The sequence below is a fragment of the Shewanella pealeana ATCC 700345 genome (assembly GCF_000018285.1).
GTDB classification, from domain to species: domain Bacteria; phylum Pseudomonadota; class Gammaproteobacteria; order Enterobacterales; family Shewanellaceae; genus Shewanella; species Shewanella pealeana.
This window is the reverse complement of the sequence record NC_009901.1, coordinates 1473577-1488767: the sequence shown is the minus strand read 5'-3', so window position 1 is coordinate 1488767 and position 15191 is coordinate 1473577. Positions and strand designations below refer to the sequence as shown.

General features: G+C 45.1%; 15 protein-coding genes. 6 read left to right on the top strand and 9 right to left on the bottom strand.

Going from position 1 to position 15191, the window contains the following annotated elements:
• Positions 1-373 precede the first annotated feature (373 nt).
• The 5 genes from SPEA_RS06430 (at position 374) to SPEA_RS06410 (ending at position 4147) form a co-directional block, all read left to right on the top strand.
• Complete coding sequence (locus SPEA_RS06430; protein ID WP_041410866.1) at positions 374-673, top strand: hypothetical protein; 300 nt, start codon at positions 374-376, stop codon at positions 671-673.
• 3 nt (positions 674-676) lie between these two features.
• Positions 677-2320: a PepSY-associated TM helix domain-containing protein gene (locus tag SPEA_RS06425; protein ID WP_012154475.1), complete on the top strand. Its 1644-nt coding sequence runs from the start codon at positions 677-679 to the stop codon at positions 2318-2320.
• 3 nt (positions 2321-2323) lie between these two features.
• Entirely contained in the window at positions 2324-2650 is a 327-nt protein-coding gene (locus SPEA_RS06420) for a DUF3325 domain-containing protein (protein ID WP_012154474.1), read from the top strand.
• 249 nt (positions 2651-2899) lie between these two features.
• On the top strand, positions 2900-3427 hold the full coding sequence (locus tag SPEA_RS06415; RefSeq protein ID WP_012154473.1) for a hypothetical protein: 528 nt from the start codon (positions 2900-2902) through the stop codon (positions 3425-3427).
• A gap of 276 nt (positions 3428-3703) precedes the next feature.
• Positions 3704-4147, top strand: a complete 444-nt coding sequence (locus SPEA_RS06410; protein WP_012154472.1) for an OsmC family protein — start codon at positions 3704-3706, stop codon at positions 4145-4147.
• 79 nt (positions 4148-4226) lie between these two features.
• Here the strand turns inward: SPEA_RS06410 and SPEA_RS06405 are convergent, their stop codons facing one another.
• From SPEA_RS06405 to SPEA_RS06390, 4 genes are all read right to left on the bottom strand, one after another.
• Positions 4227-4811: a lipid-binding SYLF domain-containing protein gene (locus SPEA_RS06405; protein ID WP_012154471.1), complete on the bottom strand. Its 585-nt coding sequence runs from the start codon at positions 4809-4811 to the stop codon at positions 4227-4229.
• Positions 4812-5102: 291 nt separating this feature from the next.
• A complete protein-coding gene (locus tag SPEA_RS06400) occupies positions 5103-6173 on the bottom strand; it encodes a DUF2955 domain-containing protein (protein WP_012154470.1) in 1071 nt (356 codons plus the stop codon).
• Positions 6163-7308, bottom strand: coding sequence for an HlyD family secretion protein (locus SPEA_RS06395; protein ID WP_041410865.1), 1146 nt, complete (start codon positions 7306-7308; stop codon positions 6163-6165). Before SPEA_RS06395 ends, SPEA_RS06400 begins: the two co-directional genes overlap by 11 nt.
• 251 nt (positions 7309-7559) lie before the next feature.
• Positions 7560-10838: a S41 family peptidase gene (locus tag SPEA_RS06390; RefSeq protein ID WP_012154468.1), complete on the bottom strand. Its 3279-nt coding sequence runs from the start codon at positions 10836-10838 to the stop codon at positions 7560-7562.
• 218 nt (positions 10839-11056) lie between these two features.
• Between SPEA_RS06390 and SPEA_RS06385 the strand changes: the two genes are divergently transcribed.
• Positions 11057-11473 carry a hypothetical protein gene (locus SPEA_RS06385; protein WP_012154467.1) on the top strand — a complete coding sequence of 139 codons (417 nt, stop codon included), beginning with the start codon at positions 11057-11059 and terminating at the stop codon, positions 11471-11473.
• A gap of 159 nt (positions 11474-11632) precedes the next feature.
• On the opposite strand, the gene SPEA_RS06380 is transcribed toward SPEA_RS06385, so the two are convergent.
• From SPEA_RS06380 to SPEA_RS06360, 5 genes are all read right to left on the bottom strand, one after another.
• Positions 11633-12199: a hypothetical protein gene (locus tag SPEA_RS06380; protein ID WP_012154466.1), complete on the bottom strand. Its 567-nt coding sequence runs from the start codon at positions 12197-12199 to the stop codon at positions 11633-11635.
• Positions 12189-12746: a sigma-70 family RNA polymerase sigma factor gene (locus SPEA_RS06375; RefSeq protein ID WP_049767993.1), complete on the bottom strand. Its 558-nt coding sequence runs from the start codon at positions 12744-12746 to the stop codon at positions 12189-12191. The genes SPEA_RS06380 and SPEA_RS06375 overlap by 11 nt, the downstream gene beginning before the upstream one ends.
• 209 nt (positions 12747-12955) lie before the next feature.
• Positions 12956-13459, bottom strand: a complete 504-nt coding sequence (gene purE / locus SPEA_RS06370) for a 5-(carboxyamino)imidazole ribonucleotide mutase (RefSeq protein ID WP_012154464.1) — start codon at positions 13457-13459, stop codon at positions 12956-12958.
• 548 nt (positions 13460-14007) lie between these two features.
• Positions 14008-14625: a transglycosylase SLT domain-containing protein gene (locus SPEA_RS06365; protein ID WP_012154463.1), complete on the bottom strand. Its 618-nt coding sequence runs from the start codon at positions 14623-14625 to the stop codon at positions 14008-14010.
• Between the two features lie 123 nt (positions 14626-14748).
• A complete protein-coding gene (locus SPEA_RS06360) occupies positions 14749-15189 on the bottom strand; it encodes a hypothetical protein (protein WP_012154462.1) in 441 nt (146 codons plus the stop codon).
• Between the last annotated feature and the right edge of the window lie 2 nt (positions 15190-15191).

The following is a 15191-nucleotide window of genomic DNA, read 5'->3' as shown; positions in this document are numbered from 1 at the left end:
GATACTGAGTATTAGCAAACAGCAATCTAACCTCGTTATACCTCTACTAATTTAGACAAAAAAATTTGCTTTGGCTTGATTTTTATCACTCTTTGCTCAAATAAATTTAATTTTATTTTGATGTTTACCTCGCATCAGTCACTTACGCGCAAAATCATTCACATTTCCATGCAGTCACAATAGGCAAACCTTGGTCCGTTTAACGTTTCTTGGAGCGCGTTTTAACGCTTAAATATTTGCGAGCTATATCCCAAGTTTGCAAGCTGACAAAGTAAACACGAATGAAAACAGTTATCAGTTACATCGTTTGATGTAGAATGTCATCACTTTCTCATGTGCTTTTCAAACTTACGTCAAATAGGTGTACGCCGAAGTGCAAACAACAAAAACAAACTTACATCTAACTCTGAATTCAGACAGAGTGAAGATTGGCTACCGCGCCTTTTCTGCTATTTTTGCAGGCTATCTTTTAGCCGCCACGGTTTCGAGTGTTCTCGCCTTAACACTGCCCTTTTCCCCGATAGACAACGTACTAACGGCAATGATGTTGTCATTCGCAGTCTACGCCTGTGCGGCTATATGGGCCTTTAGTGTACAGAGCCATTGGCGTGCATTAAGCGATCTTGTGTTACTTAGTGGGCTTTTCTACCTGCTTACTCTGGCAATAGGTTAAACAATGAAAGAGACTTTTTTTCGCAGCATGACTTGGTTGCACACTTGGGTTGGCTTACTCGTATGTTGGATATTATTGCTGGTATTTTTTGCTGGCACACTCAGTTACTACCGTTATGAGATGACGTTGTGGAGCAAGCCAGAGCTGCATAAAAACGTGTTCCAGCAGTATGACGCTACGAAGGTAACCAATGAACTTGAGCGTGCTCAGCGCTATTTAGAAGAACATGCTCCCGATGCGCGAGACTGGCGAGTTAACTTCCCTACCGACCGTAAGCCCTATATGAGCTACAGCTGGCAAACACAGCCTGAAGAGGGTCAGCGTCGGGGTAAGTTTATTGAGCATATTGCCAGAACTGATTCCGAAGAGTTGGTCACGGAGGTACGCGAATCGAAAGGTGGACATTTTTTCTATCGTTTGCACTTTGACCTGCACTACATTCCCGCTAAAGTCGCTCGTTGGATAGTCGGCTTTTGTACCATGTTTATGCTCTTAGCACTGATTAGCGGCATAGTGATCCATAAGCGTATTTTTAAGGATTTTTTCAGCTTTAGACGTAACAAAGGCAGTCGCTCATGGTTAGACGCCCATAATGTCAGCTCAGTGATTGCCCTGCCTTATCACCTGATGATCACTTACACAGGTCTTGTAACGCTGATGGTGATGTATATGCCATGGGGTGTTATTACGGCCTATGATGGCGACTTTAAAGCCTTTAGTAAGGAGTTAAGGCCAAGCAGAGTACAGGTTAGCCCTATAGGCATTGAGGCACAAACGGTATCCTTGAGTACGCTATTACCCGAGGTCAGAGATATCTGGGGTCAAGCCCCGCTCAAACAGGTCGTTGTTAATAACCCAAGCGATCAAAATAGCCGGGTTAATTTCTATAAAGAGACCGGAGAAGCGGTTACTGACAGAAGAACGGCGATTACCTTTAACGGTACCAATGCTGAGTTGCTCAGCCCAGGCATAGAGCCTGAGTCGGGCGCGCATAATACTCATGATACCTTAATTGCCTTGCATACCGGACGCTTCGCAGAGCCTGTGCTGCGCGCACTATTCTTCATTAGTGGCATCTTAGGCTGCGCCATGATTACAACGGGAACATTACTCTGGGCAGTGAAAGTTCGCCAGAAACAACAAAAGCAGATTAAACAAGGTGTGAAAGCCAGTTTGGGCTTACGCCTAGTAGAAGGACTAAACCTGACTTTCATCACAGGTTTGCCTTTAGCCACTGCGGCCTTCTTCTACGCCAACCGTCTGTTACCTGTCGATCTGGTTAATCGCGCGCAGTGGGAAGTTAATAGCTTCTTTATCGCACTTGCTTGTGTCGCGTTATTAGCCTGTATCAACCGTACGCTCACCGCCTGGCGCCTTGTTATGACAGTGACGGCAATAGCCTTAATCGCCATTCCAGTCTTAAACGCATTGACCTCAAATAGTGATTTATTAACTAACATTGCGCAGAAACAGTGGGCTTTAGTGGGCTTTGATTTAATGTGCGTATTTTTCGGGCTCTCGCTTATTTTTGCGCGAACGAAACTTGGTAGCAAACAAGGTGTCATACCAAAAAGAACCGTGAATACACGCAGTGAAAACAATCGGATGAGAGTCAACACCTCATCTGCGACGAAAGAAGGAGTATAGAGCGTGATCTTAAGTCTATTAGGATTTAGCTACCTCGCATTTGGCTTATTAGCGTTAGCTATGTTCTCTCACTATCGAGACACTTTTGGCAAGGCTCCGAGTCCAACACAGGCTAAAGTTTTATATATTGCAGGATGGCTTGCGGTAGCAGGCACTTATTGGGGATGTATCGCCAACCTAGGTGCCGCTTACGGCAGCATCCTATTCTTTGGTTTGCTTTCTTTTGCAGGCTTGTTGGTTATTCTAATGTTGAGCTATCGTGCTAAGTTTCTGCCTTACTCTATGGCATTAAGTACTGTATTTAGCTCGATTCTAGTTGGGTTTAATTGATGATAGTTGGACGCTACTGACAATAGCGTCAACCTGCATAGAGTTAATCAGAAAACAAACGGACACGGCTCTCTAGTTCTAGTTCTCTGGCTCACAGCATCGATAAGCCTTTTGCCTTACGTTTAAGTTAGGGCAAAAGGCATTTTTTGCTCTAATACCAATTCTAAAGAAGCATTTAAAATCTGGTTCAGCTTATGTACAGCTATTAAACGCTAAGGTCATAATTATAAATAAGACTGACATGGAAAGATGATGCTTGTTTCAAATTCGCCTGCTTTAAATACGCCTGTTTTAAGTCCACTTGTTTCAAATCATAGCCCACAGCAAGTAGGCAACACGGCACAGGCAAATAACCTTAACCAAGTCCAGAAAAGTTCAAGTTCAAGTTCACCATTTAACAGCCAGCAAACTCTTCAATCAAATGGTGCCGCCGTGGTACAAATCGATACCGTGACCCTTAGCGCTAAGTCTACAGCTCTTAGCGAGCAAGCTCTAGACGCCAATCCCCCACAAACACTCCCCGCACAGCCAAAGCAGCCTAACCAAGGGGAGAAAGTCGAAGGGTATGTGGAATATAAAAAAGCCAAGCTTCAGTACCAGATTTATGCAGACATGGCAGGGGTTGCCACAGGAAACGGCAATGGGCTCTCCCCTATAACGGCTTACTATCTATCAAACAATGACGATGCTCGAGCGGCGACGGTAAACGCTAAGTCCCAGCAACTACAGTTAGCAAGTATGCAAACCTACTGTAGAGACAAGCCAAAACGCTCATGATAAATAATACCAATCAGTATAACCCTGACTAAATTTTGCAACTCACTCGAAGACAGTAAGGACAAACTTACTCTTTCTCTAAAATCCTATTGTTCTCAGGCCATATCAACGTAAATTCACCCTGTTGATTAAAATCAAACTAGCATCTCCTTTCTACGAGTACACTCCCTGTAGTTTTTGCAGTTGCAACTTATTGACTCAAAGGGTTAGTTTAAATACTTTTCCCTAGTCGATAGGCAAGCATTTGTATATTCATCTATTAAAAGAGTTATCAGTATGAGTTTTAATATTAATCTCAGTTGGCATACATCTGCAGAGCCAGTTGTAGAACCACAAAGCTTCTGCCGAGATCACCAAATCACATTTGGCAGCGGTCAGCAAGTCCAGGGCTCATCCGCCCCTGAATATAGCGGCAATGCCGTTCATGTTAACCCAGAAGAAAGTCTACTCGCTGCGCTAAGCTCCTGCCATATGTTAACCTTCCTAACTATTGCGCATCTAAAGCGTCTGCCTATAATCTCATATCAAGATAAAGCCTATGCAGAACTTGGTAAGAATGCAGCCGGAAAAATCTTTGTCAGTAAAATAGTCTTGAGCCCAATGGTTGAGTTTGCTACCGAAGTTGATCAAGACGTTATCGCCAAAATCCATGAAAAGTCTCACAGTAATTGTTTTATTGCTAATAGCTTAAGCCCTGAGACAATATTTGAAATCAAATAAGCGCTGTTAGAGCGGCTCTATCAGGCACAAAAAAAGCTAGGTGATAACCTAGCTTTTTTTGTGCCTGATAAATTAAGTGTTAGCCATCGTTTTCAACGAAATCATCGCTAAAGTCAGTTTGCCAATACTTGTAGCCCTGTACGGTTGCCTGAGCTGCCGCGCCCATCAAGTTAACTTGATAGGTCTTCACACCAGACACATCAACTGACTGGTTTGCCGATGCTTGCTCACCACTGCCTTCATATTCGGCGCTCGCTTCAGCCTGAGCTTGGCCCTCATATCCCGACTCTTTAAAACGAGTCAATGCATCACGCTGAGTAAACGCCTGTACAAACGCCATCTGCTTCCAACCAATACCCGCGCCAACACCACCGGTTGCAAAGCGGTAGTAAGAAAGCTTGCTGCCTTCATGCAGCACACAAATGCCACCACCAGTCGATAAGGCAAACAGATAACTATTACTACCAGTACAAACAACATAGCCAACCGAACTTGAAACAGCCGTCTTAGCCGCTGGATGCTCGGTATAGATCTCCTGTAGCGCTGCTTGTGTCTCTTCTCTGGCATGCATCTTCTTAGCTTCTGGGGTATCACCTGTCGCACAACCAACTAGTAATACAGGTAAAGCCACTACTGCAAGCTTAAGTTTATTTAGTCGAAACATAGTTTCATCCTTATCGATAAATGATGAGTGGTCGATGCACTCTTTGTCGTATCCGTTCATTAAGATTCTGCGCCATTGAACATATAGCATACGAATCAAGTTATTGATTCAGTTATATATCACAATCTTGCTTAACCAATCCTTTATCAAGCTTTATCTCAGAGGCGCATGCTCAATTAATCAAGCTTGTTTATAAACAGCCGCGCTACTAACTGCACTTGCTGTAAATATGGTGTCCATACTATTACTTATCACAACTAATTAATTGCCCTTTGCTGACACCACAATGACTTATAAGCTGTTACGCTTCTTTAAGAACTTCCAGTCTCTGGACTCTAAAAAGAAAGAGGCAAAAATCATGTAAACACCCACTAAAAATAGCTGCAAGATCCTCAGGTAAAAATTCACTGTCACATCTTTATCGGTCGACGATGCTGTAGAGCCCACAACCACAAGTAATGCAGATAAGATCCCCGCATAGAGAGGGGCTTTTGCCGGGTCGGCATAGATTTTTTGGCCAAAGAACAAGGCAGCTAACATCGACATGCCAATATAAAATTGGATCTCGGGCACTATGGTGAGTAAGTTATAAAACACAACGGCTAACGCGCCACCAATCCCATTAGTCACCAATAGAAACAGGCTCACCTTGATACTTTTTGCCCCCGCAGCCTGCAAAGACAAAATAGCAATAAAGATCATGGTCAGCAGTGCACCTGAGATCTCTAGAAAATAGAAAAAACAGATCACAGGGAAAGCGATAATTAGCGCACGAAATGCCTCATGGGTTCGCTCATCATGGCTCTGCTGGGCATCGGCTAACTGCTCTTTCTTCGGTGACAGATCAGGAAGCAAGGCGTGTAGCAATGCGAAAATAGCGACTGCAACTACGCCTGAAAAGCTCAATCCCACGCCCACCATTATCGCTGCACCGGGCTGCAATAGACTCAGGTAGGGCAGCAGCAGAGTCGCCACAATAAAAATGGTGGCAAAGAAATTCCACTTAGGATCGCTAAACAGGTAATAGCCCCATAGCATCATCATGGCAAGCAATGGCAATAACACCATAGGGTAATGAGTCGGGCCAAAGCTCACCAACCAAGCTAAGCCTATGGTACAAATCATCGAGATAAGCAGCTCATACACTGTCTGTATTGTGGGCTCTTGCCTATCAACCAAAAACTTAGCCACAAATACCGGCACAATAAAGGCCAACGGCCAGGCCCAAATGGCTGACACAGCAACAGCAAGGCCTATCCCAAGGGTGAAACGCAATACTCTACGAGTATAAATGGCCTCTTCAGTCGCATGTCCCCTATTTGCTGAAGCAAATGAGCGCTGGTGTTGATGACTATCTGACATAAGAGAACCAGCTCACGAGGCGGATCCAGAATTTACCAAATAGATTAATGATACTGCTGTCACTGGTGTAGACAATTACATCAACCTGCCCACCCACGCGCCTTAAGCCCATAGCTTCTTTTGCAGGTAATACGATCGTGACAGGAAAGCGCTGGGCCTGACGCAACCAGCCTGTTTGGCCTGACACTTGTGCCAACTTGCCCGTCTGCTCACTCTGTCCCCAGTCGATACCGTAATCTATGCTGCCAACTGTCGCTTGAAAGACCTTTCCTGGGGCATAATCGAGGGCAAACTCAACTTTGTCACCTGGCTGCATATTGCCTAAGCTGTTTTCTCTAAAGTAAGCCTCAATCCACACATCTTCCGACGAGATAAAAGTCATGACTGGCTGGCCTGCACTGGCGTAAATCCCCTCTTTTAATCGAAAGTTTGAGGCTACGCCATTGGTCGGTGCCGTAATAGAAGTTCGGGTTAGATCCAGCTGGGCTTTTTCTAGACTCAATAGGGCCGATTTTACATTAGTATTATTCTCGCCTTCGGCGCCTAAACGTTCCTTGGCTTTGGCTAGATCGGCCTTAGCACTAGCAACGCCAGCTTCTGCTTTTGTCAGCTCGGCGCGGGCATTATCGGCATCAGCTTGTGACATAACCGCTTTATCAACCATGGCAAAAATACGCTTAGACTGAACTTGGGCATTGGTTAGATTAGCCTGAGCATTGGTGACCTTAGCTTGAGCGGCGGCAACATTAGCCGTTTGAGCACCGACATTTTGTCCGGCCTTTTTGAGTGATTGCTCCGCTTGTTGCAGCGCAATTTCATAATCTTGTGGATTAATCTTGGCGAGTACATCACCTTGTTTTATTAAGGTGTTAGGCTCAACTAAGATATCAACAATCTCGCCAGAGACCTGAGGGGCAATAGGAACCACATAGCCACGTATGCGACCGAGATCGGTTGAGGGGATAAATCGGTCGGCGATAAGATGAAAAACGAAGAGGAAACTGACGACGATTAAGATGATATTAGTGGCTTTGCGAATTTTAGTATTCTTGTTGTTCTCGGCTTTTTCGGGCTCGTTACTCTGCTCACCTTTTGTAACGTCCTCGTCCGCAGTCACACCCTTTTCTTCAGTCATACTCATTCCTTTAGTCACCGACAAGCTCGCATCTGGCCGAAATGAACAAGCACATAAAGCCTGTTCACTCTCAAATAATGCAGCTAGTTTTTAATCAGTTTAGTGTCTTAAACAGTTAACATTCAATACTTTTATCAAATTAATTTATAAGAAAATAGGCGTTATTAACCTGGGAACTGCTTAGCTAATAACGCCCTAAAACTGCTATTTAACGCCAACCTCGACAAAGTGGAGATTGGCGTTACTTACGATTAAAACGCCTTATATACGTCTTCAGCCATGCCCTTTGTAGGCATTGGCTTGGGCGTTAACTCGTGAACGGGTTGCTCCTGTAGCGCCCCCTTCAAGTAGCTGATCGCTTTTTCTAACTGCGCATCGTGGCCTGTAAATGTCGCATAGGGTAAGTTATCCACTTCAATGTCTGGGCTGACGCCACGGCCTTCGATAATCCAACTACCATCCATAGCATATTGCGGATACTCAGCAACCCGTGCCATGCCGTTGTCAGTCAAAGAGTTACGGCCAGACAACCAGACACCTGCACCCGCGGTTTGCTTACCTATCAAGGGCGCAATCCCTAACGCCTTTACCCCTGCCGAGAAAGTTTCGCCATCTGAATAGGTCAACTGATCGGTCAACACCACCAGCTGGCCCCTAAAGGTCTGCTGCATATTACCCGATGGGGTACCATGAGTTGGTGCCCAAAATGCCCAGGTGCGGCGCAGTAACTTTTCGATGATCCAGCTATCGATATTACCGCCGCGATTACGGCGCACATCGATAATCAAACCCTCTTTGTCGACATTGGCATAAAACTCGCGCGCAAAGCTGGCGATATCTCCGCTTCCCATAGCGTATAGGTGCAGATAACCTATCTTAGCGTCACTACTTTCACTGACTTCATCACTATTGTGACGCACCCAATCAACATATCTGAGCTTGGCATTTTTAGACGCCGTGACGGGTTTAACTATGGTCTGGTGGGTTTTACTGCCGCGTTTAAGGGTGAGCAAAACCTGCTTGCCTGCTTGGTTGCGCAAAAGTTTAGTCACATCGGCAATATTACTGAGCTTTTTAGCATTAATAGCGACGATCAGGTCTCCCACCTTTGCGTTAACGCCCATCTGCATTAATGGCGCCGCCTGTGCAGGTAGTTCTGGGTCGCCCTGATAGATATGCTCAATAACGACGCCAGCCTTGGTTTGTTCGAGTCGCGCCCCTAGGCTTGCCGATTTAGCTTTGCTCGGATCTTTAGGCGCATCGCCACCACGCACCTGCGAATGAAGTGAATCTAGCTCGCCCATCATCTGCATAAAGAGATCATTTAACTCATGTCGGTCCGTGAGCCTATCGACCAAAGGTTGGTACTTAGCCTTAGTTGCTTGCCAGTCAAGACCGCGCATATTTTTGTCATAGAAAGAGTCTCTATGCATCAACCAGGCATCTTCAAACATCTGCTGCCACTCCGCTGCAGGTTCGATGGCGAGTTGCCACAGATTGGTTTGTACTTTGGCGTGGTTAAGTTCTTTAGGCAACTTGTCACCCGCATCGACAATCAGCATTTCGCTACCCTGCTTAGACTGCTTACGGATAAACAATTTTTCGCCATCTTGAGATAGTTGATACTCGCCAACATCCTTGGAAAAAGTCTCAACCTTAGGGCTTAGCACATCGAATTTCACCACTTTAAGCGTCGACTTACCACTGGTCGACGTATCGAGTAGATAGAACTTATCTTTCGCCATCTGTAGAGAGTCATAATTGCCTGCGGCAATAGGCACCTGCCATAGACGACTAGATAGACCGCCCCACTCGACCTCTGTCTCTACCTCATTGTCATCGGCTTTTTGAGGTTCAGACATCAGCTCATTAGGCTTTTGAAAAGCAAAACGCGCATCGTCATTGAGGGCAATAGCAAAAACTTGGGTGCGCTTATCAAACATAGGGCCTAAGTTTCTGTCTCCCCAAGGTGAGCTCGGGGTAGAAACAAACTTTCGATTAGACAGGAAGTATAACCAATCACCATCGGCACTAAAGCTTGGCGAAAAGGACTCATACTTATCGCTGGTCAAAGACTCTGCACGATTTTTATTTAGCGAATACAGTACGATTTGTGGTCGCGCTTTGCCCATCTCTGCTTTAGTTAAAGCAATAAAACGGCTGTCTGCCGACCAGACAATATCGGCATAAGGGCCTAGACCTTCGCCTTGGGTGATGATCTTCTTGTTACTCCCCTTTTTAAGATCGAGCATCCAAACATTGCCGTCATAGTCATCATGGGCAAGATAGCGACCATCGGGGGATAGGTGTAGGTTAAGCCTTAAGGTTTTAGCGTCTTTAGTCAGCTGCTTAGACTCTTCACTGCCATCGGCGGCAAACTGCCATACCTCTTGCTCACCAGAGGCATCACTAATACCGTAAACCCAAGCGCCATCTTGACTCATTACCGCACTGCGAACTCGGCTGTGTTTAGGCAGTGCAATTTCAACTAAGCGTTGACCATCGGTGCCCGCAATTGCCACATGGCTACGTGCGGTGATCACCACCTTGTCGCCTTTGGGCGCTAACGTGGTCGAAGTCGCGTACTTCATCGGCTCTTTAACCCAATGCTCACGCTTTTGTGCAAAATCGGAGATAAGCTCAATATCAAGGGTTTGCTCTTTGCCAGAGGCGATATCAAATAGCTTGATGTCAGCTCCCTGTTGAAAAACGATACGACCTTGATTTAGTCTTGCGCCGCGAACCTGCCAGTCAGTGTAATGGGTATGCTGCTTAGCATCACTACCATCGGTCGCCATAGACCAGATGTTGTCATTGCCGTCACTATCGCTAATAAAATACAGCCTTGATTGCCAAAGCATTGGCTGCCTAACAGAACCTTGATGAGTTTGAGTCAGTGGCGTGGCTTCTTGCTTACTGGCTAACTTGAACTTCCACAGCTCGCCTTTAGCGCCGCCGCGATAAACCTTGGCGTTATCGCCAGTGGTCTGTAGACCAAATCGAGTGAAGTAAAGGTATTCTCCCTTGTCATCTATCGCGCCTTCGATCGCATCGGCTAACGGTAAGTCTACCGTTATCAAAGTATCGGGTTCGACGGTTCTAAGCACCCAGTAGTTCGCCGGACCAAATGCATTGTCGGTTGAGTAAAGTACCTTGCCATCGGCGGTCCAGCCTTGAACCCGAACCCGGCTATTTTCAAAACTCACCCGCTTTGCTTGCCCACCAGCGATAGGGATAACGTAAACTTCTGTCGAGCCTTCATAGTTGGCGACATAAGCCACTGACTTGCCATTGGGGGAGATTGTCGCACCCAATTCTTGTGCAGGTAGGCTTGTCAGGCGTTTCGCTTGAGCGTCCCCTAAAGATTGGGTCCAAAGATCGCCTTCTGCGGTAAAGACTAAAGTCTGTTGATTCAAAGCTGGCGCACGAAAGTAACCTGGCTTTACAGTGGACTCAGCGGCAAAAGAGGGGGAAATACTAATGGTGCCTAAGGCAAGCATGCAGCATGCGAGAGAGTGACGGAGTTTCATCTGAGCTACCAATCCTATTGTTATTGTTCTTAAAAGAATTAATTTCAAGGCAACAAGGTAGCAAACTTTTCACAAAGCAGCAGCAAAAGAGTCCCAAATAATTATTAGCAAATGTGTTTCATCGACATAAGACAAAATAACTAAAATAGTCCAAGTTCTATAACTGCTATGCTTAACTTTTAACCATCATGCGCAAAATGAATGATCATGAGGAATGAATGCCAAAAGACTATCTTCGCCCGTCTCTTAAAGATGATTCAAGTGTTAACCGAGCCCTTAGCAATATGCCTAAGAGCCATGCCGATAGTTTTTCAGAACCTCAGCTACTCTACCTAAGGCGAGCATTAACCAACAACAGATGGCAAAAACATATGATAGATAGTCGTGGTAGTTTCTATCTGCCTTTTCTGGGTTGGCGTTTTTTCTATGTATTCCTGCTTGGTCGTAACAATCGCGCTTACACTCGCAAGGAAAAGCAGCTTTCATTGGTCTTGTTTTTACTCAGCGTGCTGGCATTTATCTTGATATCACTCGCTTTTGGATTGCTACTTCTCTACCTATTAAAGTCTATGCTTGGTATCGATATTTTAGAGGGGACCTCCCTTGGTATTTGGGATTGGTTTAAATCGCTCTAATAAAAGCGGTTGCTAGATGCTATAGCCAAGAGCACTAATCAAAAGAGCCTTAAGTGGTACTCTCTAAGCAAAACTTTTAGTAAAATATAACCCAAAAAAAAGCCCGCAAATGCGGGCTTAGATATTGTTAGCGTCACTCAGTGCCATCTGTGCGGCTTGTTAATGCCCTGACATCAGCGCCTTTTTCAATGCTATATACCTTGCATTCAGTGGATGGCTCGGCTCCAATAGCTGCGGCTGCTGCTCGGCCAATAATTTTAGTAAGCGATTAGCCTCTGTAATGTCCTTATCTCGAAGTAACTGCTCAATATTATCCAGTTGTGCAGTTAAATCGGGATCTGCAGACTTAGACTCATTGCCCTGCACTGTCTGAGGAGTCTGCTCATCCAAATGTTCTGCCACTTGGTTAGGGCTATCCATAGAGCGCATCATCTGTGGCTTAGGCGGAGATGACATCATCACTGGCTCACCTTGCTCTAATACATCGCCACTTTTCATAGCAGGGTTGATCACAAACAGGGTTACCACCACGAAAACGGAGGCGGCTGAAGATAAAGGCCAGCGGTATTTACGCCAAAAAGACTGGCTCTGCTGAGGCTTAGCTGTACGACTACGGGCCATAGTTAAGATCTGTTCATCTAGCTGACTCGAAGGCTGCTCTTTATCGATTTGTTGATAAAGCGACTTAATTTCAGCCTCAACTGCTTCATGCTCTTTATCTGTCATGCTCAGCTCCTTGCCATTTTAAGTCTACGCAATCTTTAAGCCCCTTATAGGCATAACGAATACGGCTCTTTGTTGCTTCTAATGTCGCTCCAGCAATATCGGCAATAATCGCAGCGGTAAAACCCATCTCGACGTTTAGCACAAACGCCTCTTTCTGCACTTGAGGTAAGTTAGCAACACAGCCTTTAAGCAAGATTGCTTTTTGATTGTCTAACATTTGCCCTTCAGGGTTAAAATCATCGTTACTTAGCTGTGTCTCAACGTCTTGCTCTGCCTCGAATACTTCACTGAAGTTATTCACCGGCTTAAGTGCCCTAACATGGTCAATAATGAGGTTATGAGCGATACGATATAGCCAAGTGGTAAATTTCGCGCTGGTTTCATAACTGCTGGCCGCCTTTATCACTCGACTCCAAGTTTCCTGATAGAGGTCTTCTGCTAACTGTTGATCATAAATTTGCCGAACGAAATAGCGATATAGCGAACCTTTGTGCTTATTGTAAAGTAGCTCAAAAGCTCGAGTGCTGCCTGCGGCGTATTGCAACATCAAGGCTTGATCAGAATCGACCTCACTAGATTTATCATCTGAGGGCAAGGGTTGCTCCACGGTATCTTCCTTAGCTTAATTTTTTCGCTTATTGAGTCTGCATCCTAGGCAGACTATTGTCTAGTTATACAAGTTTAACAGGCATAAAAAATGCCACCTAGAAAGTATCTAGGCAGCATTTGATATTGACAGGCTAAGTGCCTGTTAAATTAAGCTAGTTTAGCTTGTAGAGCTGCGTCTTTAGCTTGAACAGCTTCAGCAGACTTAGCACGCTCTTCTTTAACGGCTACAGCAAGTGCATCATCACCTACAGCTAACATTTGCGCAGCAAGGTAACCCGCATTTTTAGCGCCAGCACTACCGATAGCAACAGTTGCTACTGGAACGCCGCCAGGCATCATTACGGTTGATAAAAGTGCATCGTGGCCTTGTAGTGGACCACAATCAATTGGAACACCGATTACTGGACGAGTAGTAATACCCGCTACAGCACCAGCTAAGTGTGCAGCAAGACCTGCAGCACAAATAAAGACTTTACAACCACGCGCTTCAGCATCAGTTACGTAGGCATGCGTAGCAGCAGGCGTACGGTGCGCTGAAGTGACTTTTGCTTCAAAGTTGATTTCGAAAGTTCGAAGCACATCGAGGGTGGCTTGCATTGTAGGCAGATCTGAATCAGATCCCATTAATACTGCAACAAATGGTTTGCTCATTTTAAGTCCTTGAGTAGGGCGGTACATTATTATATTTGCGCGCATTATACTGAAATTTAGCGCACTTAGTAAACAGGCTTCCCCCAAGCCTGTGGCGCAATTATCCCTAAGGTTTGCCTCAACTGCAAATAACTTATTCATACATATGTATAACAAACCAGTAAAATTACACATGATTAATTAAACGGTTTAATCAGGTTCTCCCCTTAAGCCCGTTACGCTATGGACTGTGACGAACACGGGGCTATTCCCATCATTAAAAAACCGTTAATAACTTAGCTTTTAAATTAGCTATTGACTGAGCAAAGCCGATATACCGGCAGAAAACGACGGCATTTTGAATGTTTAGCTAATCATGAGAAGTATTCAAGAGGAAAAACACACTTAGCACTGCTCCCCCTTTCGCTACAACTTCTACAAAGATATGATTATTGAATAGATATGAAATGAAGTAGAAATCAGTACATTGGTTAGCGATTAGAGCGGAGAGTTAAAAAGCCTGAAAACAAAAAGCCCCTACAGATGTAGAGGCCTAATTGAAAATTTATCTAGCCAAAAAACAGTCGCCATAGCCAAGAGGAATCTAGGTCTTCCTGACACTGTCTGTATTGAGCCGCATAGCGCTTAGAACGTGAATCCACCTTACCTGCCACCTTAATTAACCAGGCTTTTTGGTTATAGGTTTTACGCTTGTAGCCCCCCCAGCCTTCGTGATAATTAAGATATTGATTACGGGCATCCCACTTAGATACGCCATTAATCTTGTGGCTCTTGTAAATAAACCAGCCCATAAAATCCATGGCATCGTCGAAATTGCTACGACTCGACCAAGAGTTACCGGTTTCCTTAACGTAATCATCCCAGGTCATCGTCTTAGCCTGAGCATAACCATAGGCATCGCTGGCACGACCAATAGGAATGAAACCGAGGAAGTACTCCATAGGAGGCGCAGCATTGTGTTTAAAGGAGCTTTCTTGGTACATCATGGCCAATGGGACGTGAACCGGAACCCCCCACTTCTCACGGGTATTTTTAGCCGCGCTATACCAGGAACGATTTTCGGTATAGATAGAGCAGAGGTTCTCAGGATCTTTTGGTGGAGGAGTGGCGCACCCGGTCAACAGAGTAGCCATAATAACAGTCGCAAATAATGCAGGCCATTTCATAAAAAACAATACCAATAGACAGTAAAAGCAAAGCGCTAGTGTCACATTGATAGGCAAAAGATGCAATTAAGCGTTTAGGGAAATGTGTTATAAATCAACTAGAGAAAAGATAGACTAGCGTGGCTATAGCTCAGGGATTAATTCGCAATCGTGGGCTTCTTGTTGCCACACTTCAGGCTGCCAAAAATTACTGTCATTGCCTCTGTATACCTTGTCGGTATTCAGTTTAGCGCCTATATGGTAGCGCTGGTTATAGGCAATATTCACCTTGAGTTGTTTAGGCGTGCGAGCAGCAAGCTTGACCATTAAGCTCGGCGCATCAATCAACTCGGCAACCGTAAAGGTATGTTCTCCCACACTCAAACGGTAGTTAGGCTGAGAAATTACCGGTTTTCCATCGAGATGGGTCACTACCACTCGATAAGTATCGGCCTCACGGTCGGGCTCCATATAAGTCGCAACAATGCCACACTGATTAGCGGTATCGGATTGTGAAGCACAACCCGATACAATCAATAATAATGCAGCTATGCCTAATACGCTTTTGAAGCCCTTTATCGCCAAAA